General features: G+C 64.1%; 20 protein-coding genes and 1 pseudogene. 8 read left to right on the plus strand and 13 right to left on the minus strand.

What is annotated here, in order from left to right; all coding sequences use genetic code 11:
* Window positions 1-220: 220 nt before the first annotated feature.
* Window positions 221-2,413 carry a transglycosylase domain-containing protein gene (locus ACS3WA_RS02390; protein WP_438276993.1) on the plus strand — a complete coding sequence of 731 codons (2,193 nt, stop codon included), beginning with the start codon at window positions 221-223 and terminating at the stop codon, window positions 2,411-2,413.
* A 112-nt stretch (window positions 2,414-2,525) separates the two neighbouring features.
* On the opposite strand, the gene ACS3WA_RS02395 is transcribed toward ACS3WA_RS02390, so the two are convergent.
* Window positions 2,526-3,362 carry a M48 family metallopeptidase gene (locus tag ACS3WA_RS02395; protein WP_438276948.1) on the minus strand — a complete coding sequence of 279 codons (837 nt, stop codon included), beginning with the start codon at window positions 3,360-3,362 and terminating at the stop codon, window positions 2,526-2,528.
* Between the two features lie 221 nt (window positions 3,363-3,583).
* A complete protein-coding gene (locus ACS3WA_RS02400) occupies window positions 3,584-4,918 on the minus strand; it encodes a polyhydroxyalkanoate depolymerase (protein WP_438276949.1) in 1,335 nt (444 codons plus the stop codon).
* A gap of 310 nt (window positions 4,919-5,228) precedes the next feature.
* Here ACS3WA_RS02400 and ACS3WA_RS02405 point away from each other — a divergent pair, with 310 nt between their 5' ends.
* Window positions 5,229-6,569 carry an ActS/PrrB/RegB family redox-sensitive histidine kinase gene (locus tag ACS3WA_RS02405; protein ID WP_438276950.1) on the plus strand — a complete coding sequence of 447 codons (1,341 nt, stop codon included), beginning with the start codon at window positions 5,229-5,231 and terminating at the stop codon, window positions 6,567-6,569.
* A 92-nt stretch (window positions 6,570-6,661) separates the two neighbouring features.
* Window positions 6,662-7,216, plus strand: a complete 555-nt coding sequence (locus tag ACS3WA_RS02410; RefSeq protein WP_438274004.1) for an ActR/PrrA/RegA family redox response regulator transcription factor — start codon at window positions 6,662-6,664, stop codon at window positions 7,214-7,216.
* Between the two features lie 106 nt (window positions 7,217-7,322).
* Here the strand turns inward: ACS3WA_RS02410 and ACS3WA_RS02415 are convergent, their stop codons facing one another.
* Window positions 7,323-7,814, minus strand: a complete 492-nt coding sequence (locus tag ACS3WA_RS02415; RefSeq protein WP_438276951.1) for an MmcB family DNA repair protein — start codon at window positions 7,812-7,814, stop codon at window positions 7,323-7,325.
* Between the two features lie 122 nt (window positions 7,815-7,936).
* On the opposite strand from ACS3WA_RS02415, the gene ACS3WA_RS02420 reads away from it, so the two are divergent.
* On the plus strand, window positions 7,937-8,617 hold the full coding sequence (locus ACS3WA_RS02420; protein WP_438276952.1) for an MBL fold metallo-hydrolase: 681 nt from the start codon (window positions 7,937-7,939) through the stop codon (window positions 8,615-8,617).
* Window positions 8,618-8,687: 70 nt separating this feature from the next.
* On the opposite strand, the gene ACS3WA_RS02425 is transcribed toward ACS3WA_RS02420, so the two are convergent.
* From ACS3WA_RS02425 to ACS3WA_RS02450, 6 genes are all read right to left on the minus strand, one after another.
* Entirely contained in the window at window positions 8,688-9,104 is a 417-nt protein-coding gene (locus ACS3WA_RS02425; RefSeq protein ID WP_438276953.1) for a DUF1236 domain-containing protein, read from the minus strand.
* 179 nt (window positions 9,105-9,283) lie between these two features.
* Window positions 9,284-12,109 (minus strand): PAS domain-containing protein, encoded by a 2,826-nt coding sequence (locus ACS3WA_RS02430; RefSeq protein WP_438276954.1) that lies wholly within the window; start codon window positions 12,107-12,109, stop codon window positions 9,284-9,286.
* Window positions 12,110-12,391: 282 nt separating this feature from the next.
* The gene (locus ACS3WA_RS02435) at window positions 12,392-13,477 is read right to left on the minus strand and encodes a DUF4892 domain-containing protein (protein WP_438276955.1); all 1,086 of its coding nucleotides are present in this window, start codon (window positions 13,475-13,477) and stop codon (window positions 12,392-12,394) included.
* A 156-nt stretch (window positions 13,478-13,633) separates the two neighbouring features.
* Window positions 13,634-14,572: a zinc metalloprotease HtpX gene (htpX, locus tag ACS3WA_RS02440; RefSeq protein WP_438276956.1), complete on the minus strand. Its 939-nt coding sequence runs from the start codon at window positions 14,570-14,572 to the stop codon at window positions 13,634-13,636.
* Between the two features lie 99 nt (window positions 14,573-14,671).
* Window positions 14,672-15,223 carry an N-acetyltransferase family protein gene (locus ACS3WA_RS02445; protein WP_438276957.1) on the minus strand — a complete coding sequence of 184 codons (552 nt, stop codon included), beginning with the start codon at window positions 15,221-15,223 and terminating at the stop codon, window positions 14,672-14,674.
* 182 nt (window positions 15,224-15,405) lie between these two features.
* Complete coding sequence (locus ACS3WA_RS02450) at window positions 15,406-16,752, minus strand: outer membrane protein (protein WP_438276958.1); 1,347 nt, start codon at window positions 16,750-16,752, stop codon at window positions 15,406-15,408.
* A gap of 273 nt (window positions 16,753-17,025) precedes the next feature.
* On the opposite strand from ACS3WA_RS02450, the gene ACS3WA_RS02455 reads away from it, so the two are divergent.
* Entirely contained in the window at window positions 17,026-19,560 is a 2,535-nt protein-coding gene (locus tag ACS3WA_RS02455) for a ligase-associated DNA damage response DEXH box helicase (RefSeq protein ID WP_438276994.1), read from the plus strand.
* Window positions 19,561-19,711: 151 nt separating this feature from the next.
* Window positions 19,712-20,365: a ligase-associated DNA damage response endonuclease PdeM gene (gene pdeM, locus ACS3WA_RS02460; protein ID WP_438276995.1), complete on the plus strand. Its 654-nt coding sequence runs from the start codon at window positions 19,712-19,714 to the stop codon at window positions 20,363-20,365.
* Here pdeM and ACS3WA_RS02465 read toward each other — a convergent pair whose 3' ends face one another.
* Window positions 20,366-21,229 carry a LysR family transcriptional regulator gene (locus tag ACS3WA_RS02465; protein WP_438276959.1) on the minus strand — a complete coding sequence of 288 codons (864 nt, stop codon included), beginning with the start codon at window positions 21,227-21,229 and terminating at the stop codon, window positions 20,366-20,368. It lies immediately after the preceding gene.
* Window positions 21,230-21,326: 97 nt separating this feature from the next.
* Here ACS3WA_RS02465 and ACS3WA_RS02470 point away from each other — a divergent pair, with 97 nt between their 5' ends.
* The gene (locus tag ACS3WA_RS02470) at window positions 21,327-22,262 is read left to right on the plus strand and encodes a DMT family transporter (RefSeq protein WP_438276960.1); all 936 of its coding nucleotides are present in this window, start codon (window positions 21,327-21,329) and stop codon (window positions 22,260-22,262) included.
* Between the two features lie 182 nt (window positions 22,263-22,444).
* A complete protein-coding gene (locus ACS3WA_RS02475; protein ID WP_438276961.1) occupies window positions 22,445-23,773 on the plus strand; it encodes an NRAMP family divalent metal transporter in 1,329 nt (442 codons plus the stop codon).
* An 18-nt stretch (window positions 23,774-23,791) separates the two neighbouring features.
* On the opposite strand, the gene ACS3WA_RS02480 is transcribed toward ACS3WA_RS02475, so the two are convergent.
* From ACS3WA_RS02480 to ACS3WA_RS02490, 3 genes and pseudogenes are all read right to left on the minus strand, one after another.
* The gene (locus ACS3WA_RS02480; protein WP_438276962.1) at window positions 23,792-24,583 is read right to left on the minus strand and encodes a TIGR02186 family protein; all 792 of its coding nucleotides are present in this window, start codon (window positions 24,581-24,583) and stop codon (window positions 23,792-23,794) included.
* Window positions 24,580-25,506: a sulfite exporter TauE/SafE family protein gene (locus ACS3WA_RS02485; RefSeq protein ID WP_438276963.1), complete on the minus strand. Its 927-nt coding sequence runs from the start codon at window positions 25,504-25,506 to the stop codon at window positions 24,580-24,582. The genes ACS3WA_RS02480 and ACS3WA_RS02485 overlap by 4 nt, the downstream gene beginning before the upstream one ends.
* Window positions 25,507-25,814: 308 nt before the next feature.
* Window positions 25,815-26,285 (minus strand): annotated as a pseudogene (locus ACS3WA_RS02490) (hypothetical protein); the annotation flags it as partial.

Genomic DNA, 26,285 nt, shown 5'->3' on the forward strand with positions numbered 1-26,285 from the left:
GTTCGACGCGTTATGGCCGGGCATGGCCAGGCATGGCCGTTCGAAGAACGGCGTCGCTTCCGCTCGCCCGTGTCCGACCATCCCATCTTGATCCAGCCACGTTTCAAGACAGGCGAACTTGCGCCGTCCCCGGTCTCTAATCTTACGTTAACTTTACGGTAACCGCCCCTTAAACCCCGACCGCTAGCGTGCCGCGGAAAAGGCATGGGCGTAGTTGCGTATGGGATGGGGACGAAAAAAGCGCGGCGGACGCAAGGAGCCGGTCTTCAGCGGATTTGCCGCTTCGCTCGCGGAGTTGCGCCTCAACCCGCTCGATCGCGTCACGGTTGCCGACGATGCGCCGGCCAAACGCGCGACGCCGCGCAAGGCCGGGCCGGGTGGCGGCGGGTCGCACAAGCCGTCGCCTGATCGGAACGGCAAGGGCCGGACCAGGAAGCGCCGTCGCGTTCGTCTGTCCCGAGTCTTCTATTGGGGCGCCGTACTCTCTTTATGGGCGGCCATCGCCGTGGTCGGCGTGGTGGTCTATGTCGGCGCGCATCTGCCGCCGATCCAGTCGCTTGAAATTCCGAAACGCCCGCCGACCATCCAGATCGTCGGCGCGGACGGCAGCGTGCTGGCGACGCGCGGCGAAATGGCAGGCAGCAACGTCTCGCTCAAGGACCTGCCGCCCTATCTGCCCAAGGCCTTCATCGCGATCGAGGACCGCCGGTTCTATTCGCATTACGGCGTCGATCCGGTCGGCATTCTGCGCGCGGCCCTGGCCAACGTCATGCACAGGGGGGTGTCGCAGGGCGGTTCGACCTTGACCCAGCAACTCGCCAAGAACCTGTTCCTCACCCAAGAGCGCACGCTCGAGCGAAAGCTTCAGGAGGTCGAACTCGCGCTCTGGCTGGAGCGCAAGCACACCAAGGCGCAGATTCTCGAACTTTATCTCAACCGGGTCTATTTCGGCTCCGGCGCTTATGGCGTCGAGGCGGCTGCGCAGAAATATTTCGGCAAGCCGGCGAAGAACGTCACGCTCGCCGAGGCCGCTATGCTGGCCGGTCTCGTCAAGTCGCCGTCGCGGCTCGCGCCCGATCGCAACCCGGAAGGCGCCGAGGCTCGTGCGAAGGTCGTGCTCGCGGCGATGGCCGACGCCCGTTTCATCACCGCGCAGCAGGCGCAGGCCGCCGGAAGCCGTCCTTCCTATGCCGTGAAACCGGCCAGCGCCGGCACGATCAATTATGTCGCCGACTGGGTTGGCGAGGTGCTCGACGATCTTGTGGGTCAGGTCGACCAGAGCATCGTCGTCGAAACCACCATCGATCCGAAACTGCAGAGCGCGGCGGAAGCCGCCGTGATCGACGAACTGGCCGCGAAAAGCGTCAAGTTCAATGTCAGCCAGGGCGCGTTGGTGGCGATGACGCCCGACGGCGCGGTGCGCGCCATGGTCGGCGGTCGCAACTATGCCGACAGCCAGTTCAACCGCGCGGTGACGGCGAAGCGCCAGCCCGGTTCCGCATTCAAGCCGTTCGTCTATCTCACCGCGATCGAGGCCGGACTGACGCCCGAGACGATCCGGCAGGACGCGCCGCTCGACGTCAAGGGATGGCGGCCGGAGAATTACAGTCACGAATATTTCGGCGCGGTGACGCTGACGCAGGCGCTTGCGATGTCGCTGAACACGGTCGCGGTCCGGCTCGGACTGGAGGTCGGCGCCGCGAACGTGGTCCGCACCGCGCACCGGCTCGGCATCACGTCGAAACTGGAGTCCAACGCCTCGATCGCGCTCGGCACCTCCGAGGTGTCGCCGCTGGAGTTGGTCGGCGCCTATGCGCCGTTCGCCAACGGCGGATATGCCGCCAATGCCCACATCGTCGATCGCATCCGCACCGTCGAGGGCAACAAGCTGCTCTACGTGCGCTCGCAGGACGCGCCTGATCGTGTGGTCGATCCGCGCGCCGTTGCGATGATGAACACCATGATGGAGCAGACGCTCATCAGCGGCACCGCCCGCAAGGCCGAGATTCCCGGATGGACCGCCGCCGGCAAGACCGGTACCAGCCAGGATTTTCGCGATGCGTGGTTTGTCGGCTACACGGCAAAGCTCGTGACCGGGGTGTGGCTCGGCAACGACGACAATACACCGACCCGCAAGGCTACCGGCGGCGGCCTGCCGGTAGAGATCTGGACCCGTTTCATGCGTTTCGCTCATCAGGGCTTGCGGCCCGAACCGATCCCGGGCACGCAGCGCGGCCTGCTTCCGGACATCGCTCAGCTCGGCCGGCAGGTCGTCGCGCCGCCGGCTCCTGTTCCTGCTGCTGCTCCGGTGCCGGTCGGCAGCCGACCTCAGCCGGTCCGGTCCGATGTCCGGCCGGAAGCCGCAAGCGGATTGGACGGCTGGCTCGTCGACCGGCTGTTCGGCGGGCGATAGACCTAGAACCCTCGCTGTCATTCCGGATGCCGCGTAGGCGGCGATCCATCGTGGTTGGGGAGTTCGGGTTTCGGAATGACGAAAAGAAGGTCGGCGGACTGCGAGGAGCCCGTCAGTCCTGAATGCCGTAGCGATGGAGGTCGTTGCCTTCGGCGTCGAGCCATCGCTTGGCCCGCTCGACATGATTGCAGATCCGGGCCACCACCTTCCAGAACCGCGGCGAATGGTTCATCTCAACGAGGTGGGCGACCTCGTGAGCGGCGAGATAATCCAGCACGAACGGGGGCGCCAGGATGAGGCGCCAGGAGAACGACAGCGATCCCGCTGATGTGCAGGAGCCCCAGCGGCTCGACTGATCGCGGATCGAAAGCCGCTTGACCCTGACGTCTAGCATGTCGGCATAGCGGTGCGCGGCCTTTTGCAGGTCGCGCCGCGCTTCGCGCTTGAGAAAATCGTGGACACGCCGGTCGAGATGTTCGAACCCGCCGGCCACACAGAGAATCCTTTCGCCGCTGTCGCGTGTTTCAGTCCACACCGTGCCGCGCTCGCCGGCGCGATGCACGATTCGGTGAGCGACGCCGCGCAGCGGAATGATCGCGCCATGGTGGAACGGCGCCGCCTTCGGCAGCCGCCCGAGGCGCGCCGCGATCCAGCCGCCGTGGCGTTGCGCAAAGTCCTTGGCCTCCGCAAGCGTTCCCCGCGGCGGCATGGTCAGGATCGCTTCGCGATCGCTCGGATGGATTCGCAATGTATAGCGGCGAGCGCGACGATGGCGGCGCAAACGCACGGAATAAATCTGGGAGCCGTGCTTAACGAGAAGCCGGGACGGTTCAGCGGGGCGTCGATAAAGGAGTGCGCGGGCCATTTCAGCAAATCCGGGGGCGGGGGTAGCGCCCGGACTTTGCCATAACCGCCGCCAGTCAAATCGCTCGGCGCAAAAACAAATCATTTGCCCAATATACAGCGGGTTTGCTGGTCCGACCCCCTATGGAATGGGCCTCGGAACAAAATATTCGAAGTTCATTCCACCGGATTCGGCTGCTCTAGGTGTGAATCTGAACTCATTATTTTACAGCACTGAAACCCTGTCAAATTTTTGAGAATTCCAGCGGCCAGCCAGGCTCGCCGGACCATTCCTCACCGGGTGAAATGATTGAGTGTTGTTCAGATTCACTCAGCCGCCGCACGGAGTGACGTACGCATCGGTGTTGTGGTGACGGATTGCATGAAATCGTTGATGCGAGGCACGATCTCGGACTTGAAGCGCGAGCCGTTGAACACGCCGTAATGGCCGACGCCCTTCTGCACATAGTGAACCCGCCGGTTGTCGGAAATCGACGTGCATAGCGCGTGCGCCGCTTTGGTCTGCCCGAGCCCGGAAATGTCGTCGTTTTCGCCCTCCACCGTCATCAGCGCCACGCGCACGATCTTCGAAGGATCGACGGGCCGGCCGCGATGGGTCATTTTTCCTTCCGGCAGCGCGTGCTTGACGAACACCAGATCGACCGTCTGCAGATAATACTCCGCGGTCAGGTCCATGACGGCGAGATACTCGTCGTAGAAATCGCGGTGCTTGTCGACGAGATCGCCGTCGCCCTTGACGAGATTCTTGAACAGACTCTTGTGCGCGGCCATGTGCCGGTCGAAATTCATGCTGATGAAGCCGTTGAGCTGCAGGAAGCCCGGATAGACGTCCCGCATCACGCCGGGATGCGGGAACGGTACCTTGGTGATGACATGGTTGCGGAACCAGTCCGTGCCCTTCTCGGCGGCGAGGTTATTGACGGCGGTGGGATGGTTGCGGGTGTCGATCGGTCCGCCCATCAACGTCATCGACAACGGCACACACGGATCGCCTTCGGCCTCCATCACTGACACCGCCGCCAGCACCGGCACCGAAGGCTGGCAGACCGCGATGACATGGATGTTGCCGCCCAGCACATGCAGCATCTCGATCAGGTAATCGACGTAGTCATCGAGATCGAAACGCCCCTCGGTGATCGGAACCATCCGGGCGTCGGACCAGTCGGTGATATAGACGTCATGCGTCGGCAGGAACGCGTCGACGGTTCCGCGCAGCAACGTCGCGTAATGACCCGACATCGGCGCCACCAGCAGCACGCGCGGCTGCGGCCTTCTCAGCGGACGCACATGCTTGCGGTCGAAGTAGAGCAAACGGCAGAACGGCTTTTCCCAGACCGAGCGAATTTCGATCGGCGTGCGTATGCCGTTGACCTCGGTCTCGTGCAGGCCCCATTCCGGTTTGCCGTAGCGGCGGGTGGTGCGCTCGAACAATTCACAGCCGGCGGCGATGGTTTTGCCGAACTCGGTGCTCGACCACGGATTGAGCGGGTTCTGGAACAGTATCCGTGTCGCGTCGGTGACGGCGCGAGCCGGATTGAGTGACGCCTGCGCCATCTCGTACATCCAGTACATCGGCGTCGTCATCGTCGGGCTGACTTCCGCCGGTATCTCCGGCGGCCGTCCAAATTCACCGATAGGCATTCTGCTCAATCCCTTTTGCATCGCAAAATAGTGGCTGCTGCGAAGCACTGCGTCAATCCGCCCCCGGTCTATAGAGATCTACATATAGTATGTTAATGCTTTCCGCGAGCCGGGATGTGGCGAAAACATTTCTCTCTCCGCAAGTTCCTTGGAACGAACGAGGCGCTCGGCGCTTCACAGGGGCCAAGCTTCCCATGGGCTTCACGAATGCGCCGCCTCGATTGCGCAGATCAAGACGGGCCGCGACTCCGGCGTGTCGCGGCCTTCCGCGTCGCGAGAATCGCCCGAAAACGCTATAAGCTTGCGCGACATGACCGACGTCGCCGCCTCCGACTTGAACCATCCGCGCCGCTACGTCCGGCTGGATACCATCCTGCGGCTGCGCTGGCTCGCGGCGCTCGGGCAACTCGCGGCGATCTTCATCGTCGCGCAGGGGCTGGAATTCGATCTGCCGATCATTCCCTGCGTGACGATCGTCGGACTGTCCTCGCTGCTCAATCTGGCTATGCAGGTGATCTTCGATCCGATGCAGCGGCTCGAACCGCGTCAGGCCGCGGCGCTGCTTGCGCTGAACATCACCGAACTCGCCGCGCTGTTGTTCTTCACGGGCGGTCTGCAGAATCCTTTCTCGTATCTGTTTCTCGCGCCCGTGCTGATCTCGGCCACGGCCTTGCCGACACGGTTGACCATGGCGCTCGGCGCCTTCGCGATTGCTTGCGCGACAGTCCTGGGCTTCACGCATTTGCCGCTGCCGTGGGACGTCGATGACCCGCTGATCCTGCCGCCGATCTATCTCGCCGGCGTCTGGTTCTCGATCGTGCTCGCGATCGGCGTCACCAGCCTCTACACGTTCCAGGTGACGGAGCAGGCGCGCAAGCTGTCCGATGCGCTCGCGGCAACCGAACTGGTCCTGACCCGCGAGCAGCACCTGACCCAGATCGATGGCCTCGCCGCCGCCGCCGCTCATGAGCTTGGAACGCCGCTGTCGACCATCTTCCTGGTTTCGCGCGAACTGGAAAAAGCATTGCAGGAGAACGGCGCGCAGGACCCCCAGCGGCTCGCCGGCGATCTCGGCATCGTGCGGGAACAGGCGCAGCGTTGCCGCGACATCCTTGCCAAGATCGCGCAACTGTCGTCCTCGGGTGCGCCGTTCGACCGGATGCCGCTGTCGACGCTGATCGAGGAAGCCGTCGCGCCTCATCGCGATTTCGGCATCGACATCAAGACCACGATCGCGGCCACCGGCGATCACGAGCCGGTCGGCATGCGCAATCCCGCGATCCTTTACGGCGTCGGCAACATTCTGGAGAACGCCGTCGATTTCGCGCGCAGCGCCGTCGAAGTCAATGCCTGGTGGAACAGCGACACCGTCGGGATCGTGATCTCGGACGACGGTCCGGGAATAGTTCCCGACATTCTCAAGCGAATCGGCGAGCCCTACCTGTCGCGCCGCCGCAACGTCGGCGATGCGCAAGGCGGGCGCAGCGGCCTCGGTCTCGGGATTTTCATCGCCCGCACCTTGCTCGAGCGCACCGGCGCAAGGGTGTCCTTCAGCAACCGGACATTTCCGGAGCATGGCGCGGTGGTGCAGATCGTCTGGCCGCGCGTCCGCTTTGAGACATCGAAAACAATCGCAGAGACAATGGCTTAGTTCTCAACACCAATGATCGTGATCTGTCATCGCTTGCGGCACTGCTTTCAGCGCCCATATGTTCCAGAGGCAACTCAGCGCGAGGTATCATTGTGAACGCTACTCCCGACGTTTTCCCGCAAGCCGACCGCTCGCTGCTGATCGTCGAGGATGACAAGCCGTTTCTCGAGCGCCTGTCGCGCGCCATGGAGACCCGCGGCTTCGAGGTGACCTCCTGCGACAGCGTCTCCGACGGCCTTGCACATATCGGAAAATCGGCGCCGGCCTTTGCCGTGGTGGACTTGCGGCTCGGCGACGGCAACGGTCTCGACGTGGTGTCGGCCCTGAAGCGTGAGCGCCCCGATGCTCGCGCGATCGTGCTGACCGGCTATGGCAATATCGCAACCGCAGTGACCGCGGTGAAAATGGGTGCCGTCGATTATCTGTCGAAGCCCGCCGACGCCGACGATGTGGTCGCGGCGCTGCTCTCCAGCAATTCGGAGAAGTCGGAACTGCCGCAGAATCCGATGTCGGCGGATCGCGTGCGATGGGAACATATCCAGCGCATTTACGAGATGTGCAACCGCAATGTGTCGGAGACGGCCCGGCGGCTCAACATGCATCGCCGCACGCTGCAGCGTATTTTGGCGAAACGCGCGCCGCGGTGATCGCTCTCATTATAGCATTTTCGAGCGCAGCATGTCCTCGGCGTGACCCGTGTATGGAAGCGCGGGCAACCGGAAAATATCTCGTCGCGGCGGCCGGAATGACAAGTTAAAACTCCCCCTCGGCATGGCCTTGCGGATCGACCAGACGATTGAGCCGCTGGGCCGCCGCCAATGCGAAGCGAAGCATCATCGCCTTGCGCGTTGGCGCGCTCAGGCGGTGTTCCGGCGCTTCGCAATGCAGGTGAGCGCCATAGGCGTCGGCGACGATCAGCCCGGTGTCCGTGGGAAAAATCCCACAGGGCAGATCGCGCGTGAAGGCGAAGAACAGGCGGTCGCAATGCGCGCGATAATCCTGCCACTTTCGATCGGCCCGCAAATCCTCGACAGAGGACTTGATCTCGACGATCCAGATTTCCCCGCTCGCATTCAACGCCACGAGATCGGCGCGCCGTCCTGATGGCAGTGGCAATTCGCTGACGCAAGAAAATCCCAGCGATCGCAAAAGCCGTCCTGTCCCGCGCGCAATCGCCAGCGCGGTCTCCGACTGGCGGCGGTCGGGCGGAGGTGCGAGGGCGATGTGGGTCGCATTCGATTCCATGGCGACGCGACCATAGCAAAAACGAGGGCCGGCCATGCCGGTGTTTTTTGACCACCCAGGGAGTATATAACAGCCACGTGGTTCAAATTGCTTGGCGTCACAAAAATCGGAATTGCTCGCGCATGACCCGGGAAAAGCCGACTGACACCCAGACCGGCACGAAAGCCGGCGCTACGATCATTCCGGTGACGCCCTTCCGGCAGAATTGCACGCTGTTGTGGTGCGAAGCCACCAGGGACGCCGTGGTCATCGATCCCGGCGGCGATGTTCCGCTCATCAGGAGGAACATCGAAAAAGCAGGCGTGAAGGTCAGGCAAATCTGGCTCACGCATGGTCACATCGATCATGTCGGGGGCGCTGCGGAATTGCGCGACGCGCTGAAGGTCCCGATCGAGGGGCCACATATCGCCGACGAATTCCTGCTCGATCTGGTGGTCGAGAGCGGACGCAATTACGGCATGACCGGGATGCGCAACTTCGCGCCCGATCGCTGGCTTGAAGAGGGCGACCGCGTCAAGGTCGGCGAACTCGAATTCGACGTTCTTCATTGCCCCGGCCATTCGCCGGGCAGCGTGGTTTTTTTCAACAGGGAGATGGGCTTCGCCCATGTCGGCGACGTTTTGTTCAACGGCTCGATCGGCCGCACCGACCTGCCCGGCGGCCATCATGCCACGTTGATCAAATCCATTACCGACAAGCTGCTGCCGCTCGGCGACGACGTTGCGTTCATCTGCGGACACGGTCCCGGATCGAGCATCGGCCATGAGCGAACAAGCAACCCGTTCCTGATCGGTTGCGTGTGATGCCGCGTCCCTGAACGCAAAGAGGCCGCCTGCGACGGCGGCCTCTTTCATCCTGCATTATGAGACAGCGTTATTCGATAACGTCGACGATCCGATGGGTCCTTGGATCAACCAGGACGGTCCGATCGTTCACCACCGTATAGCGATATTGCGGCGCGCCGTATTCGGCCGGAACCTCATAATAGGTCACGCCGGCTTCGGGCAGGACTGCACCGACGCGAACCTCCTCGCGATAGTGGTAGGACGGACGGTGTTGCTCGACCACATAGTGGCGGAAGCGCGGACGCTGGTCGACGCCGAGCACGCCGGCGACGCCGCCGACAACTCCGCCAATGGTGCCGCCAACCACGGCACCAACCGGCCCCGCGGCCCGTTCACCTTCGCGGGCACCCCGCTCGATGCCGCCCGGTACGCCCTGCGCGATGGCAGAGACTGGAAGCACCAAGGCGACCGCAACTGCGGCAGTTCCGATAACGCGACGGATCATAAAATTTCCTCCGATCGTGAATGTTGCGGAGGAGAAAAGTCCGGGCTTGGGCATTCGTTCCGCCAGTTTTTACCGGCAAAATGCGTCTGCGCAGGGAACAATATCGCTTCAATCGTATCGTGATCTTCCGCGCTCACGATGACGACGCCGAATGCGTTGGTACGTCAGCTTGAAATAGGTCAGCTTGAAATGATGTCACGCACACGCTGCGACAGATGGTCGAGATCGAACGGTTTGGTGATCATGTCCATGCCGGGTTGCAGAAAACCTTCGGCGTTTGCGGCGTTCTCGGCATAGCCGGTCATGAAGAGAATTTTCAGATTCGGCCGCAGCTCCCGCGCCTGATCCGCGAGCTGGCGTCCGTTCATGCCTGGCAATCCTATGTCTGTCAGCAGAAGATCGACGGGTTTGTCCAGTTGCAGAATCCGCAAGCCCGCCGCTCCGTCGGCGGCCTCGCGCGTCAGGTAGCCTTGATCGTGCAGCATCTCGATGATGACGCCGCGCACGACAGGTTCATCCTCGACGACGAGAACGGTTTCGCCGGTCGCCGGGATCCTGTCGTTGCTGACGTGCGGAGCCTGATCGGGCTCGGGGACGCCCTCGTGGCGCGGGAGACAAAGCCTGATCGAGGTGCCCCGGCCCGGCGCGGTGTCGAGGGCGATGTGGCCGTTGGATTGCCGGGCGAATCCGTAGATCATCGACAGCCCGAGTCCGGTCCCCTGACCGATCGGCTTGGTGGTGAAGAAGGGATCGAAGGCGCGCGCCGCCACTTCGGGGGTCATGCCCGTTCCGGTGTCGGTGACGGTGATGCAGATATAGTCGCCCGCCTGCATGGCGGAGGGGCCGGCATCGGCAGCGCCGACGGTCGTGTTCGCCGTTGCGATCTTGAGCTTGCCGCCGCCGGGCATGGCATCCCGTGCATTGATGGCGAGATTGAGCAGCGCGCTTTCGAGCTGGTTCGGATCGCACAGCGTCTGCCATAGCCGTTCGGACGGCCCGATCTCCAGATCGATAGCCTCGCCGATGGTCCTGCGCAGCAAGTCTTCAAGCGAAAGGATGAGCTGATTGGCGTCGACCGACTTCGGCACCAAAGGCTGCCTGCGGGCGAACGCCAGCAGCCGATGCGTCAGCGCCGCGGCGCGATTTGCCGAAGCCATTGCGGCCTCGATGTAGCGGCCGGCGCGATCGGTCCGGCCCTGATTGAGACGGGTCTGCATCAGATCGAGCGAGCCCACGATGCCGGTGAGCAGATTATTGAAGTCGTGGGCGATGCCGCCGGTCAACTGGCCTACCGCTTCCATCTTCTGCGATTGACGCAACGCCTCCTCGGCCGCTCTCAACCGTTCGGCCGCGGTCTTCTCCGCGGTGATGTCGCGCGCCACGGCATAGATGAGGTTTTGATCCGGGACCGCTGTCCAGGACAGCCAGCGATATGAGCCGTCCTTGTGACGGAGCCGGTTTTCGAATCGCACCGTGGCCTCGCCGAGCGCAAGGCGGCGAATTTCCGCCCGGATCCTGACGGTGTCTTCGGGATGCGAGATCCATTCGGCGGTGCGCTCCAGCAACTCGGCCTCGGTCCAGCCGAGCGTCCTCGTCCAGGCGGGATTGACGGAGCGCCAGATGCCGTCATGGTCGGTGACCAGCAGCAGGTCCTGCGACACATTCCAGATCCGGTCGCGCTCGCGCGTTTTCTCCTCGACGCGCTCGGCGAGCGTGGCGTTCAGTTCGGCGAGCTTGCCGGCGATCCGCTTTTGATCGTGGACGTCGGTATTGGTGCCGATCCAGCGGGTGATGCGACCGTCTTCATCGCGCGCCGGCACGGCGCGAGCCAGAAACCAGCGATAGCTGCCGTCGGCGCCGCGCATCCGGAATTCGATCTCGAAAAACCGGCCGCTGGTCACCGCACGGGTCCAGGCCGCGATCGAGGCCGCCGCATCGTCCGGGTGGACCATCTTGCTCCAGATTTTGCTGCTGAGTTCGCCCGGCTTCACGCCGACATACTCGTAGACACGCGGATTGAACCAGTTGAACGTGCCGTCGGGTGTCGCGGTCCAGACGTGATGCGGCAGCGCCTCCGCAAGCGTGCGGAATTCCTCCTCGCGCTGGCGGATGGCGCGCTCTGCTTCGACCTGGTCGGTGATGTCGATGTGCGCGCCGAACAGCCGGACCGCTTTGCCATCGGCATCGCGCTCGATCACCGATCGCGCGGAAATCCAGCGTATCTCGCCGTCGCTTGGCCGGATGATCCGGTACCGCACCGCATATTCCCGATCACCGCCGCGCACAGCATCGATGAACTGCCCTTCCGCCACCGCGCGGTCATCGGGATGGACGCGGCGGAGCCAGTCCTCACGGCTTTCGTGGATAGCTTGCGGGGGAAGGCCGTGTATCTTCAGATACTCCGGCGACTTTCGACTGCGATGACCGGTGCGCAGATCGACCTCGAGGCCGCCGATCCGGCCGATCATCTGCACGCGCGCAAGCTCGGCCTCCCGTTCCTGCAAGGCGAGCTTGGCAAAATGTTCGCGCGTGACGTCGCGGCACACGACGAGTACCCCGCCTACACCTTGATCCTCATCGATCGGGCTGAACCCGTAGGTCCAGTAGACCTGCTCCAGCTTACCGTTGCGCGTCACAGGAACGAGCTGGTCCTCATGCCAGGTCGCGCCGCGCCCGGCCATGACGTGCTCGATCTGGGGACCGATGATGTCCCAGATCTCGGCCCAGCACTCTTTGCCCTTCTGGCCAAGCGCGCTGGGATGCCGCTCCGGTCCCAGGGTTTGGCGGTAGGCGTCATTATAGAACTGGATCAGATCCGGCCCCCACCAGATGAACATCGGATGGTTGGTGTTGAGCATGATGCGGACGGCCGTGCGCAGGCTCTGGGGCCACGCCTCGGGAGCGCCGACCGATGTGGCGGCCCAATTGAACCGGCGCGTTAAACTGCCCATTTCCTCGCCGCCAGCGAGGAAAGCCCTGGTATTGATACTTGCCTTTTCCAGCATCGAACGGACAGGTCGTTGGGTAGGCCGGTCTGCAGGGGTTATCCCCAAATACGCCGCATACCAAATCACATCCGGAAGAAACGCCTCATCCCGCTCTTCGGTTCCAATATTTTTTCGGGCGGGAGTGCCGGAACACGGCGAGGACTGGCGCGGCAAATCACCCAGCACGTTAACCTTTCCCGACCGAACGGACCCCGCAAACGAATGGCCTCAAGCGGCGAAACGAATTCGCCGCTGCGGCTCCTGGATCAGAACGGACCTTGCGGCGTGAGGAGCGCGCCGTCAGTTCAGCTTGACCACTTCGACCCGGCGATTCCTGGCCCGGCCGTCTTCGGCATCATTCGAGGCGGCCGGCGCCATCATGCCGACGCCGGCGGCGCGCAGCCGCCTCGGATCGATCCCGTGGTTCGCCGCCAGCATCTTCACCACCGCTTCGGCGCGGCGGCGCGACAGATCGAGGTTGTGGTCGAACGCCCCTTGATTGTCGGTGTGACCGACGATCAGCACGGCGAGCCTCGGGTCGGCCTTGAGCAGGCCTGCGATCTCGGCCAGCGTCGGACCGGATTCGGGTTTGAGATCGGCCCTGTCGGTGTCGAAGAAAATGCCATAAAGTGCGACGCGGCCGGTCGTACCGATGCTCCGCGCCATCTCCTCGGCCTTCACCACGACCATCTTCTGCTCGCGCGGCTTCGGCTCGACGATATGAACCAGCGCCACGGTGCGTTCGTTAAACGCCTTGCAGTACAGATCGTCTTTGACCTGGAAAGTCTGCACCGTGACATAGGCGTCGCCGCCGCCTTGCGGAATCTTCGCAGCGAAGAACCGCTGATCGTCGATATGAGACGCCAGCGCGCATTTGCCGTTGGAAAAATCCGCATCCTTGAGCTGGCTCGCGTGAACGAAATACATCGTGAGGCTTATCTCGCCGCCGCCGCCGTCGCTGGAACGCTCGGGGTCGCCGCCGCATCCTTCCGTCTTGCAAGTGTAGAGCACTTCGCCGCCGGCCTCTTTCACGACATCCTGATAGTTACGCAACACCTCGAGCGACGAGCGCCCGGCCGGCAGCAGATAGGCGATCCGCGTGCGCGCGCCCTCGACCTCGATTTCCTCTTTCGGTTTGAATACCTGATTGTTCATGCGATCGCGCTGATCGTCGCCGGCCTTTTCGAGCCGCGACAGCGGCACCTTGAAGTCGGTGAAGGCGAGGCGCTCATAGCTCACGATGAACGAGCCGTCGTAACGCTTCAGCAGCGCGTTGTCCCTGGCGCCGGCAATATCCTTGCTGGGAATGGTGGCATCTGCGTTGGCAGAGTTCGCGCCGAACAACATTATCGCTCCGGCGAGCGCCGCAATCGACTTAACAAACATGTCCGAATGATCTCCTTGGCGAGACCTCCCACGAAGCCGATTCCGGACATGGTGACAAGGCAATGCATGCAGGTCGATTGGCCGCAGCCGAAATGGCCGCAGCCGTTGAACCGGCAACGTCTGCTGCGCGACTTTATTTGTTCGCGGAGAAGCGCCCTAGCCCCAGGGACCACGGCGCGAAGGTCCCTGTCCGCCCCATGGACCGCCTGAGTCGCCACGAGGCGGTGCGGGCGGCGTGGAAGCGCCGCCGCCGTACTGCGAGGTCAGCCGCTGCAACGCCGCGATGCGATTCTCGGTCGAAGGATGGGTGGCGAACAAATTATCCATGCCGCGTCCGGACAGCGGATTGATGATGAACATGTGTGCGGTGGCAGGCGCGCGCTCGGCCTCCATGTTCGGCACCTGATGCGCGGCGTTGTCGATCTTGGCCAGCGCCGCGGCAAGCCACATCGGCTGGCCGCAGATGCGCGCGCCCATCTCGTCGGCCGCGTATTCGCGGGTCCGGCTGATTGCCATCTGCACCAGCATGGCGCCGAGCGGCGCCAGGATCATCATCGCCAGCGAGCCGACAATGCCGGGCCCGTTGTTGTCGCGATTGCCGCCGCCGAAGAACAAGCCGAACTGCGCCAGCATCGAGATCGCGCCGGCGATGGTTGCGGTGATGGTCATCAGCAGCGTGTCGTGATTCTTGATGTGCGCAAGTTCGTGCGCGATCACGCCGGCCAGTTCCTCCCGGCGCAAGGACTGCACCAGTCCGGTCGTCACTGCCACGGCGGCGTTCTCCGGATTGCGGCCGGTGGCGAAGGCGTTGGGCTGCGGATTGTCCATCAGGAACACGCGCGGCATCGGCAGCCCGGCGCTCGCGGCGAGTTCGGCCACCAGCCGGTGCAGGTCCGGTGCGGTGCCGGCATCGACCTCATGGGCGCCGTACATCGACAGCACCATGCGATCGGAGTTCCAGTAGGCGAAGATATTGGTCGCGGCGGCGACAACGAGCGCGATCGCCGCGCCGCTGGCGCCGCCGATCAGATAGCCCACAGCCATGAACAGGCCGGTGAGGCCCGCCAGCAGGATCGCGGTACGAAAGTAGTTCATCGAGCTCCTCGGATCGCCCCCGGAACGGGGACGGCACCACAGAACATGGGAATTGCGGATCGGCAGCCGCAAGTGCGGCGGCCCGTCGCGGCATCGCTTTTAGTCCGGAATGCGCGTGGCCTGTTCAGACGGAATCGTTGCGCTACCGTCGCCGAGCGGGAGTTGCATCATCACGGTGTCGAGCCAGCGGCCGAACTTGAGGCCCACCGCGGGGTGGATGCCGATCATTGTGAAGCCGGCCCGCGCATGCACCCCGATCGATCCCGCATTGGCGGAATCGCCGATGACTGCGATCATCTGGCGATAGCCCCGCGCCTCGGATTCGGCGATCAGACGGCGCAGCAACTGTAGTCCGACGCCGCGGCGCTGGGCGGCGGGCGCCAGATAGATCGAGTCCTCCACGGTGAAGCGATAGGCCGGTCGTGCCCGGTAGGGGCCGGCATAGGCATAGCCGACCACGGCGCTTGCGAACTCCGCCACCAGATAAGGAAAGCCGCCATCCCGCAGCGCGCCGAAGCGCCGCGTCATTTCCGCGAGATCGGGCGGGACAAGCTCGAAAGTCGCGGTCCCGCAACGGACGGCGTGCTCATAAATCTCGGTGACGGCCGGGAGGTCGGCCTCATTGGCGGCTCGGATCACGAGATCGGACATGGCGCGGAGATTAGGCCGGGTTCCGTAAAAGAGTCACCGCTTTCGCGGGTCGTTGCCGCGGCAACACGTCGAATTCCACGCATAAAAAAAGGCCGCATCGTCATCCGATGCGGCCTTCTTGCCCACTCCCCAAAATTTTCACGCAGCCTGCACCGGGCCTTGAAGGTCCGGTGCAGTCGCGATCAGTATCTCGCGCTCACCGGCGTGTTGAAGTGATAGTTCAACCCGGTGCGGAAAATGTGTTCCTGCGCACCGGTTGTCAGCACGCCCGGCGCGTTACCGAAGTCGAAGCTGCGGCTCGATCGGCCGAGATCGACGTAGAGGTATTCCGTCGTCGAGGTCCAGTTCGGGCCGAACAGGCCGAGCAGGGTGAACGGCGTCTCGATGCCGCCGCCGACCGTCCAGCCGGTGCGGGTATCCGAGAAGCTCAAGGTGTTGAGCGCAGTCTTGACGCTGCCGTAGGCGAAACCGCCGGTCGCATAGAACAGCGACGGACCAACCGCGTAGCCGAGGCGGCCGCGCACGGTACCAAGCCACTGTATCTTCGAATTGAAATCGAGCGAGGCGCCCGGCACGCAGCCGATGCAGGTCTTGTTGTCTTCCATCGTCGAGCCCTGGAAGTCGGTCTCGAGGCCGTAGACGATGTTGCCGGCTTGCCAATTGTAGCCGATCTGGCCGCCGCCGATGAGGCCATCGGGTGCGAGATTGAACAGCACGCTGGTACCGGCGTTGATGTCGGTCACCGTAGCGTGGTTGCGGCTGGTGCCGGTGCCGACATTGCCGCCGAGATAGAAGCCGTTCCAGTTGGCGGTGACCGTCGGCGTATACGTGCTGTGGCCGCCGATGCGATAGTTCAGGCCGACGCGGAAGATGTTCTCGCGCAGTTCGGAATGCAGTGTCTGACCAACGAACGAGTCGGTGCGGTTGCCGAGATCGACATAGAGATATTCGATCTTGCCGGTCCAGTTTCCGCCGAGCGCGGCTTCGACGCCGCTGCCCCAGGTCCAGCCCCCGCGGTTGCCGCTGAACGCGAACGGCACGCCGGCTTCGGTGATCGTGGTGTTGACGTTGCCGTAAGCGTAGCCGCCGGTCAGGTAGGTCAGGGTCGGGCCGTTGACCAGGCCGATACGGCCGCGCGCGGTGCCGAACCAGTCGAGCTTCTGCCGATACTGGATCAAACCGATGAAGTCTGTCCGGTTGTCGGTCATGTCGGCGCCCTGAATGTCGGCTTCGACGCCGATCACGATCGGGCCCAGGAACGAATTGGTCTGCCAGTTGTAGCCGATCTGGCCGCCGCCGACCGCGCCGAGCGGCTGCAGATACAGTGAGTTTCCGAAGCCGTTGCCATAATCATGCACAGTCCGGTCGCGGCCAAGCCCGAAGCCGGCATTCACGCCGAGATAAAACCCGGTCCAGTCATAGACCGGGGCCATCACCGGCGCCTTGGTGTAAGGCCGCGGTGCGAGATCGGCCGCCTGGGCACTCATTGCGGTGCCGGCCAGCAGAACGCCGAGCAGAATTTTTTTCATTGTGTTCCCCGTCTGCGAATGACCCCGGAACTGTACGCCCCGATGGGAAACTTGTCTGTGATACGGTGGCCACACTCGCCGGGAATGATGTCCTGCAAGGCCGAAAATCCAGCAAAATCAGCGGCCACATGACGATTCCGGCACGGCGTCGGCGAGCCGGACGTGGCTGGAGGTCGGGGAGGGCGGTGCCTGATTCGCTTTCGGAGGGCGGACATCGTCTTGGCCTCGGTCTTGGCCTCGACCGGGCAAGCGGGACGGCCTACCTCTCGGGGCGTGAGAATCGCGGATCGCGAAGAGCAGCTTCCGCTGCCCGACGGCTTCCTGCGCTGGTTCGGGGCGCGGGGATGGTCGCCGCGCGCGCATCAACTCGAATTGTTGCGAAAGGCGCGCGAGGACCGTTCGACGCTGCTGATCGCGCCGACCGGCGCCGGCAAAACGCTGGCGGGTTTTCTGCCGACGCTGGTGGAGCTTTCCTGCCAGCCCTCTCCTGCGAGGGGCGAGGGGAGCAAAAGCCGGGGCCTTCACACGCTCTACATCTCGCCGCTGAAGGCGCTGGCAGTCGATATCGCCCGCAACCTGGAAGCTCCGATCGCGGAGATGGAGCTGCCGATCAGGGTCGAGACCCGCACCGGCGACACGCCGGTGTCGCGGCGCCAGCGCCAGCGCCGTTATCCGCCGGATATCCTGCTGACGACGCCCGAGCAAATGGCGCTGCTGCTTGCTTCGGATGATGCGCCGTTCCTGTTCTCGTCATTGCGGCGCGTGGTGCTCGACGAACTGCATGCGTTGGTGACCTCGAAACGCGGCGATCTGTTGTCGCTCGCGCTGGCGCGGCTGTGGCAACTCGCGCCGCGGATGCGCACGATCGGACTGTCGGCGACGGTGGCGGAGCCGGAGTCGCTGGCGCGATTTCTGGTGCCGCAACCCGAAAGCCGAGCTGCCTCCGCCGATATCGTCACAGCCGGCGGCGCTGCCGCTCCGATTGTCGAGATGCTCGATACGCGCGAGCGGCTGCCGTGGGCCGGGCATTCGGCGCGGCATGCGCTGGGCGAAATCTATGAACTCATCAGGCGCAACAGGACGACGCTGGTGTTCGTCAATACCCGCAGCCAGGCCGAGATGCTGTTTCAGGATCTCTGGCGCATCAACGACGACGGTCTCGCCATCGCGCTGCATCACGGCTCCCTCGACGTCGCGCAGCGCCGCAAGGTGGAGCAGGCGATGACGGCGGGCCGACTGCGCGGCGTGGTCTGCACCTCCTCGCTCGATCTCGGCGTCGACTGGGGCGACGTCGATCTCGTTATCAATATCGGCGCGCCGAAAGGCTCGTCGCGGCTGATGCAGCGCATCGGTCGCGCCAATCACCGTCTCGAGGAAGCCTCGCGCGCGGTGCTGGTGCCTGCGAATCGGTTCGAGGTGCTCGAATGCCGCGTTGCCATCGATGCGGTGAACGAGAATGCGCAGGACACGCCGCCGCTGCGTAGCGGCGCGCTGGACGTGCTGGCGCAGCATGTGCTCGGCTGCGCCTGCGGCGAGCCGGTCCATGCCGATCAGCTCTTTGATGAGGTGCGCACGGCCGCGCCCTATGCGGCGCTTACGCGCGCCGATTTCGATGACGTGATCGATTTCGTCGCCACCGGCGGCTACGCGCTGAAAACCTATGAGCGCTTCGCCCGCATCAAACAGGACAAGGACGGCCGCTGGCGCGTCGCCAATTTGCGCGTGCGGCAGGGCTATCGCCTCAACATCGGCACCATCGTCGAGGAGGCGATGCTGAAGGTGAAACTGGTGCGCTCGCGGCACCGCGGTTCGGGATCGACCGGCGCGATCGCGCGCGGCGGCCGGATACTGGGTGAGATCGAGGAGTATTTCATCGAGGGACTTGTTGCCGGCGACACCTTCGTATTCGGCGGCGAGATCGTGCGCTACGAGGCGCTGGTGGAGGATCAGGTCTATGTCTCCCGCGCCAATGACGACAGTCCCAAGGTGCCGTCCTACATGGGCGGCAAGTTCCCGCTCTCGACCTATCTGGCCGAACGGGTGCGCAATCTGCTGGACGACAAGCGCGCATGGAACAACTTGCCGGATCAGGTGCGGGAATGGCTGTCGCTGCAGGCTTCCGTCTCGCGCGTCCCACATGCGCGCGAGATGATCGTCGAGACCTTCCCGCGCGCCGACAAACACTACCTGGTCTGCTATCCCTTTGAGGGACGGCTCGCGCACCAGACGCTCGGTATGCTCCTGACACGGCGGCTGGAGCGGATGCGCGCACGCCCGCTCGGGTTTGTCGCCAACGAATACGCACTGGCGATCTGGATGCTCGGCGATGCGTCGACCCTGATCAAGCAGCGTCGGCTGGATCTGGATGCGCTGTTCGATCCGGATATGCTGGGCGACGATCTTGAGGCGTGGCTTGCGGAATCCGCGCTGATGAAGCGCACCTTCCGCAGTTGCGCGATCATTTCGGGGCTGATCGCGCGCCGCTTCACGGGCGAGGAGAAAAGCCGGCGACAGGTGCTGTTCTCGACCGATCTGGTCTACGACGTGCTGCGCAAGCACCAGCCCGATCATGTGCTGCTGCGCGCAGCGCGGGCGGACGCCGCGACCGGACTGCTGGATATCCGCCGCCTGAGCGATATGCTGGCGCGGATCAAGGGCCGCATCACGCACAAGCCGCTCGATCATATCTCGCCGCTCGCGGTGCCGGTGATGCTGGAGATCGGCCGCGAGGCCGTCTATGGCGAAGCCTCCGATGAGTTGCTGGCCGAAGCCGCCGAGGACCTCGTCAAGGAGGCGATGGAGCGGTGATGCCATCGCGGTCCATATTTGCCGGGTTCCCTTTGGTCTCGGCTCTTTTCGGAAGATCGTTCGCATGATCTATGAAAGCGACGAGCCTCTTTCCGATTCGGATCATCTCTTGAGCGTGTTGGCCATCAACGACGTCCGGCTGCCGCAAGCCATGCGTGTGGGCGCCGTCGAATTTCTCGCCGATCTCTCCGGCGCGCTGTTCTGGGAACGGGAGCGGCTGCTCGTCGTCTCCGACCTGCATCTGGAGAAAGGCTCCAGTTTCGCCATGCGCGGCGTGCTGCTGCCGCCCTATGACACGCAGGCGACGCTTGCGCGGCTCGCGGCCGTCATCGCGCATTACAATCCGCGCACCGTGATCGCGCTCGGCGACAGTTTTCACGATCCTGACGCCTATCAGCGGCTGGCAGCGCCGGATCGCGACGCATTGTCTGCGCTGCAAGCCGGTCGCGACTGGATCTGGATTTCCGGCAATCACGATCCGGCGCTGCCAGCCGATCTCGGCGGCGTGGTCGCAACCGAGGTTGCGATGGGCGGGATCATGTTCCGCCATGAGCCGACAGGTGAGTTCGGAGAAATCGCGGGTCACCTGCATCCGAAGGCGCGGGTCTCGACGCGTGGCCGCTCCATGGAGCGGCGCTGTTTTGCAAGCGACGGCGAGCGCGCCGTGATGCCGGCGTTCGGCGCCTATGCCGGCGGCCTCAGCATCCGCGATAGGGCGTTCGCCCGGATCTTCTCGACCGATTTCGTGGCGCATGTGCTCGGCGACAGCCGGATGCACGCGATCGCGGCATCGCGCTGCCGTTGATCACGCCGCCTTCGCCTGCACCGAATTGCAGAAATCCGCCAGCAGATCGGCGACGCGCAGCGTGGCCGAACTCGCCTCCGGCGTAGCCATCAGCGCCACTTCGGTTTTGTCGATCGGCGCAAAGCCGTCTTTTGCGCTCAGGACGCGATGCGTCGGCTGAATCGCGATCTCGGAGAGAATGCCCAGGCCCAGGCCGGCGGCGACCGCGGCCTGGATTCCCGCGAGGCTCGAACTGGTATAGGCCATGTGCCATGTGCGGCCCGCGCTTTCGATGGCGTGAATGGCGCCGGCCCGATACAGGCAGCCGGGCGGAAAACCGATCAGCGGAACGGATCGCGTTCCCGGATCGACGGGATGGACCTTGCTGGTCACCCAATGGACCCGCTCCGGCCACACACCGATGCCGCCCTTTTCGCCTGCGGGCCGCTTGAGCAAAGCGAGGTCGAGTTCGCTGCGTTCGAGGTCGCGGCGCAGACACATGCTCTGGTCGGCGCGGACGTCGAGCCGCAGACCGGGATGCGACCGCTTGAAACTCGCCAGCAATTCGGTCAGGCGATAGGCGGCGAAGTCTTCGGGAATTCCGAGCTTGACGACGCCTTCGCCTTTCGGCCGCGCCAGCACGTCGCGGGTTTCCTCCGCCAGCGCCAGCAGCCGCCGTGCATAGGCCAAAAGCCGCTCGCCGTCCTCGGTAGGCACGACCTTCTTGCCGACGCGGTTGAGCAGGGGACGGCCGAAATCGTCCTCGAGACGCTTGATCTGCTGGCTAACGGTCGACTGGGTGCGGTGGACGCGCTCGCCGGCGCGGGTGAAGCCCCCGGCGTCGACGACCGATACGAAACTGCGCAACAGCTCCAGATCCAGCATGGCGCATACCATTCGAAAATCCACTTATCGATATTTTATCATTTAATTTCCAAATGACAAGGCTCCGGCCTACATCGGGGGCAAAGGAGACTTCCCGATGTCCCTCATTTCGCCCTCCCTTGCCTCGCCCGCCGCACCGCGCTCCGCCTTCAACACGCTGCCGCTCGCCATTGCCGCGTTCTGCCTGCTGTGGAGCTTCGCTTTTGTCGCCGGCAAGATCGGCGTCACCGATTGCCCGCCGCTGATCCTGCTCACGGCGCGATTTCTGCTGGCGGGCATCCTGATTTTCGGCATTGCCATGCTGCGTGGCGAGGGCTGGTCACTCTCCCGCCGCGACGTCGCGATCTTTGCGCTGCTCGGCATCGCCAACAATGCGCTGTATCTCGGTCTTGGCTACACCGGACTGCAAACCGTATCGGCCGGTCTCGGCGGCCTGATCGTCAGCGCCAATCCGGTCTTCACCGCTGTGCTGGCCGCTGTCTTTCTCGGCGAGAGCCTGACCTGGCGCAAGATCGCGGGTTTGCTGCTCGGCATCGCCGGGGTCGCCTTCATCGTCTGGGATCGCATATCGGTCGGCGCCGACAGCCTGCATGGCGTTGCATTCACGCTGGCCTCGCTGGCCTCGATCGTGGCCGGCACCATCCTGTTCAAGCGGCTCGCGCCGAAAGGCGATCTGTGGCTCGGCAACGGCATCCAGAATCTGGCTGGTGGCATCGCGCTGCTGCCGTTCGCTTCGGCGCTGTCAGATGTCAGCGATATCGCGCCGAGCTGGCGCCTGCTGGCGGCGTTTGCCTATCTCGTGCTGTGCGGCTCGATCCTCGCCTATGTGCTGTGGTTTCATCTGCTCAAGGTCTGCGGCGCGACCGCGGCAAGCGCCTATCACTTCCTGATGCCGCCGCTTGCCATGTTGTTCGCCTGGCTGGTGCTCGGCGAGCACCTCGCGCTTCGCGATCTGCTCGGGATCGTGCCGGTGGCGCTCGGCATTTACCTCGTCACCCGTCCTGCTGCCGCTTCAGTGCGGCCTGCGAGTTAGGGCTGCGGTGATCTCACCCCCGGTTACGCTGCCGGAGCCGGGGGTGTGAGCGAACTTGATGCCCACCACAAGAACTGATCCGTCGCGGTTGCGCGGGAATGGTCCGCCGGTCCCGGCGCATGAGTTCTGTCTTTCGGAACCGGGATTTGCCCACCGCGTTGTCTGGCGCGGCTGGAGCGGGCATGACAAAAGCGGTGCGAGGACCACGTCAAGAGGCTGGCCGGAACGGCCCGATACTAAAAAGCGCGCCGTCGTTTCGGTGGCGTGCCATTTTCAAAACCCTTGGTCCGGGCCTCATCACCGGCGCGGCGGACGACGATCCCTCCGGCATCGGCACCTACAGCCAGACCGGCGCGCAGCTCGGCTATGCCGCGAGCTGGACCATGGTGCTGACGTTTCCCCTGATGGCCGCGATCCAGGAAATTTCCGCGCGGGTCGGGCGCGTCACCGGGCATGGCATCGCCGGCAATGTCTGCCGCCACTATCCCGCGGGCCTGCTGAACGGCATCGTCGCGCTGCTGTTTATCGCCAACACCATCAACGTCGCCGCCGATCTCGGCGCTATGGCGGATGCGTCGAGGCTGCTGTTTGGCGGTCCCGCCTTCGCTTACGTGCTGCTGTTCGGCGTCACATCGGTGGTGGCGCAGATCTTTCTGGATTATGCCCGCTATGTCGCAGTCCTGAAATGGCTGACGCTGAGCCTGTTCGCCTATGTCGGCGCGCTGGCGGTTGCGCATGTGTCCTGGGGCGAGGCGGTCGCGGGCCTGCTGATTCCGCGCGTGGAATTCAACGCGTCGTTTCTCACCACCGTCGTCGCCATCCTGGGCACGACGATCTCGCCCTATCTGTTCTTCTGGCAGGCTTCGCAGGAAGCCGAGGATCAGCGTGTCGATTCCGCGAAACAACCGCTGGTCCACAGGCATCATGGCGCGCGGCAGGAGTTCAACCGCATCCGCGCCGACACCATCGTCGGGATGGCTTTCTCCAGCCTGATCGCGATCGCGATCATCCTCACCGCCGCGGCGACGTTTCATGCGTCCGGCAAGACAGACATCGAGACGTCGGCGCAGGCTGCGCAGGCGTTGCGGCCGATTGCGGGCCGGTTTGCGGAAGTGATCTTTGCGCTCGGCATCGTCGGCACCGGGTTGCTGGCGATTCCGGTGCTGGCGGGCTCGGCCGCCTACGCCGTCGGCGAGGGGCGACGATGGCCGGTCGGGCTGGCGCGCAAGCCGAAGGAGGCGGCGGCGTTCTATGGGGTGCTGGCGCTGTCGGCGGCGATCGGGATCGCTCTCAATTTCACGCCTGTCGATCCCATCCAGGCGTTGTACTGGAGCGCGGTCATCAACGGCGTGCTTGCGGTGCCCGTGATGGTGCTGCTGATGGCGATGGTCCGCCGCCGCGACGTCATGGGCAGGTTTGTCGTCACCGGCAAACTGTATTGGCTGGGCTGGCTCGCCACCGCGGTGATGGCCGCCGGAGTTATCGCGATGGGCGTCGCATGGGCGCTGTAGCGCGCCATGGATTGACCGTCAGTCTCGGCGGAAGACGATCGACGCCATCCAGCCGGCCATCAGCCCCATGCATGCCGTCGCCACGCCATAGAGGAGACCATGTTGCCGGGCGGCGGTGGCGACGAACTGCTCGAAGCCGACCTTGACGATCTCGAACGCCGTTTCGGTCTTTGTGATGAGCGCGCCGTCGGCGAGGAGCTTGATCCCGATGGTGTAGGTCCCGATCGGTACCTCGGCCGGAAGCGGGATGCCGGTGCGGAACAGGGTGGGCGTCAGGAAAGTCACCGCCGAGGTGTTCTCGCGATACAGCCCCTGTTCGGTGCGCAATCTTATGAAGGCGCGGCGGAACGGATCGCCGGCGACGACGTCGGCATAGTCGGGGCCGACGCGCTGGGTCAGCAGCACGTTGTTCAGCCCCAGTTGCTGCCGGCGAAGGATGTCCGGCGCCGCGATCTTGTCCAGCGGCCGGTTGGCGAAGGTCGAAAGATAGGCCGGGACCTTGAGGAATTGTCGGGAGTCGGCATTCACCCAGATGCCGAACCGGCGCTCCTTGCGGCGCGTGACCATGTCGATGCGCGGGCCGCTGACGGTCACGACGAGATCGTAGCCGGCGCGTGGAATCGGCGTATCGCCATCACGCTCGATGGAGCCGAACAGCACCAGTTCCTCGCCCGAATAGTTCGGCGTCACTGTGACGCGATGGTTCGATACCGAAACGATCAGGTGCTCGGCGCGCGCATCGTCCGCGATGAAGGCAGCGCCAAGCAGCAGCGCCAGACCGATCGCCGAGCATGTTGCGCGCCTCCTCATATGCCGCCCGTCGTCTCGCGGACCGTGTAGAGATCAGCCGGACGGATTCCCAACTCGACCGCAAAGCGGATTCCGACTGCCAGGATCAACAGCCCGAGCAGCAGGCGCAGGTGTTCGCCGCGGATGCGCTGTCCGGCGCGGGCGCCGAATTGCGCGCCGGTCACGCCGCCGGTCATCAGGATCAGCGCGAGCACGACGTCGACAAGATGATTGGTGGCGGCGTGCAGCACGGTGGCGAACGTCATGGTGACGAGGGTGAGCAGCATGGAGGTGCCGATCACGGTCGACGTCGGTACGCGCAGCAGGTAGATCAGCATCGGCACCAGAATGAAGCCGCCGCCGATGCCCATGATCGCGCCGATGAAGCCGATGCCGAGGCCGATGGCCACGACGGGAATGACCGACAGATAGATTTTGGAGCGCTTGAAGCGGACTTTCAGCGGCAGGCCGTGAATCCAGCCGTGACCGCCGGAGCGCCGCGACGGAATGATCTGACCGTGCCGGGCACGCCGCATGGCGCGCAGTCCCTCCCAGAACATCGCTCCACCGACGCCGGACAGCAGCACCACATAGGACAGCGCGATCAAAAGATCGAGCTGGCCCAGCGCGCGCAGCCGCGTGAAGGCCCAGACGCCGAGCATGGTTCCGGCCATGCCGCCGCATAACAGCACCAGCGCGAGCATCGGATCGATCGCGCGTTTGCGCCAATAGGACAGCGCGCCGGAGAAGGAGGAAGCCGCGATGTGGCTCGCGACCGTCGCGACCGCAACCGCCGGCGCGATGCCGACAAAGATCAGCAGCGGCGTCATCAGGAAGCCGCCCCCGATGCCGAACATACCGGATACGAAACCCACCGCCGCGCCCATCGCCAGGATGAGGAACACGTTGACCGGAAGATCGGCGATCGGGAGGTAGAGTTGCACGCGCGTTCGTTTTCGAATTTGACCGCGGGCCGGCAGGCGCCTTTCCGCAGCATGGATCCTCGGTTGCGGCGCGGTTGCACGCCGCGTCACTTGCATAACCGAAATCATCAGCGGCCGGGGTTAAAGAATTCGGCACGACGGGCTTTTTCGCCCCGCTCCCGTTCAGAGTCTGTTTGGAAAGCCTCGGGCATCTCCTGACCGTTCCCCGGACGCAGCGCAGCGTCACTTCGTACCGCAGCGCGCCCGGGACACCCGGAAAGTAAACCTTTCAAACAGGCTCTCAGGTCCGAAGTTGGTGGATACCGCGATTATTGCGCGGCCGGTCTCGCCATTGCTTGCCTGGCCATTGCCTGCCTAGCCATCGCGGATCGGGCCGCGGTGGTTTTGGCCTGGGGCTTTGTTGTGGCCAAGGGCTTTGCGGCGGGCTGTGCGGCCGCGCCGTCCCATCCGCCGGCGGGGCTCGCGACGCCGACCGCATCGTCCGGTTGAGGCTTGGGGACGAAGCTTTGAACCGCCTGCTTGGCTGCGGCAAGCGACTGCGGATCGAGCCGTTTGGCGATCTCGTCACGCTTGCGCCCGGCGTCGACGTCGCCCTGGGCGGCGGCGAGGCTGAACCACTTGTAGGATTCGGCGAGATTTTGTTCGATGCCGATGCCGCGGGCATAGAGAATGCCGAGGTTGAACTGGCTGTCGGCGACGCCGCGCTCGGCCGCCTTGCGGAACCATTGCGCCGCGCTCGTGTAGTTGGCGCCCTTGCCGCCGCCATCGGCGTCGAGCAC

The organism is Nitrobacter sp. (assembly GCF_051535235.1).
GTDB lineage: Bacteria > Pseudomonadota > Alphaproteobacteria > Rhizobiales > Xanthobacteraceae > Nitrobacter.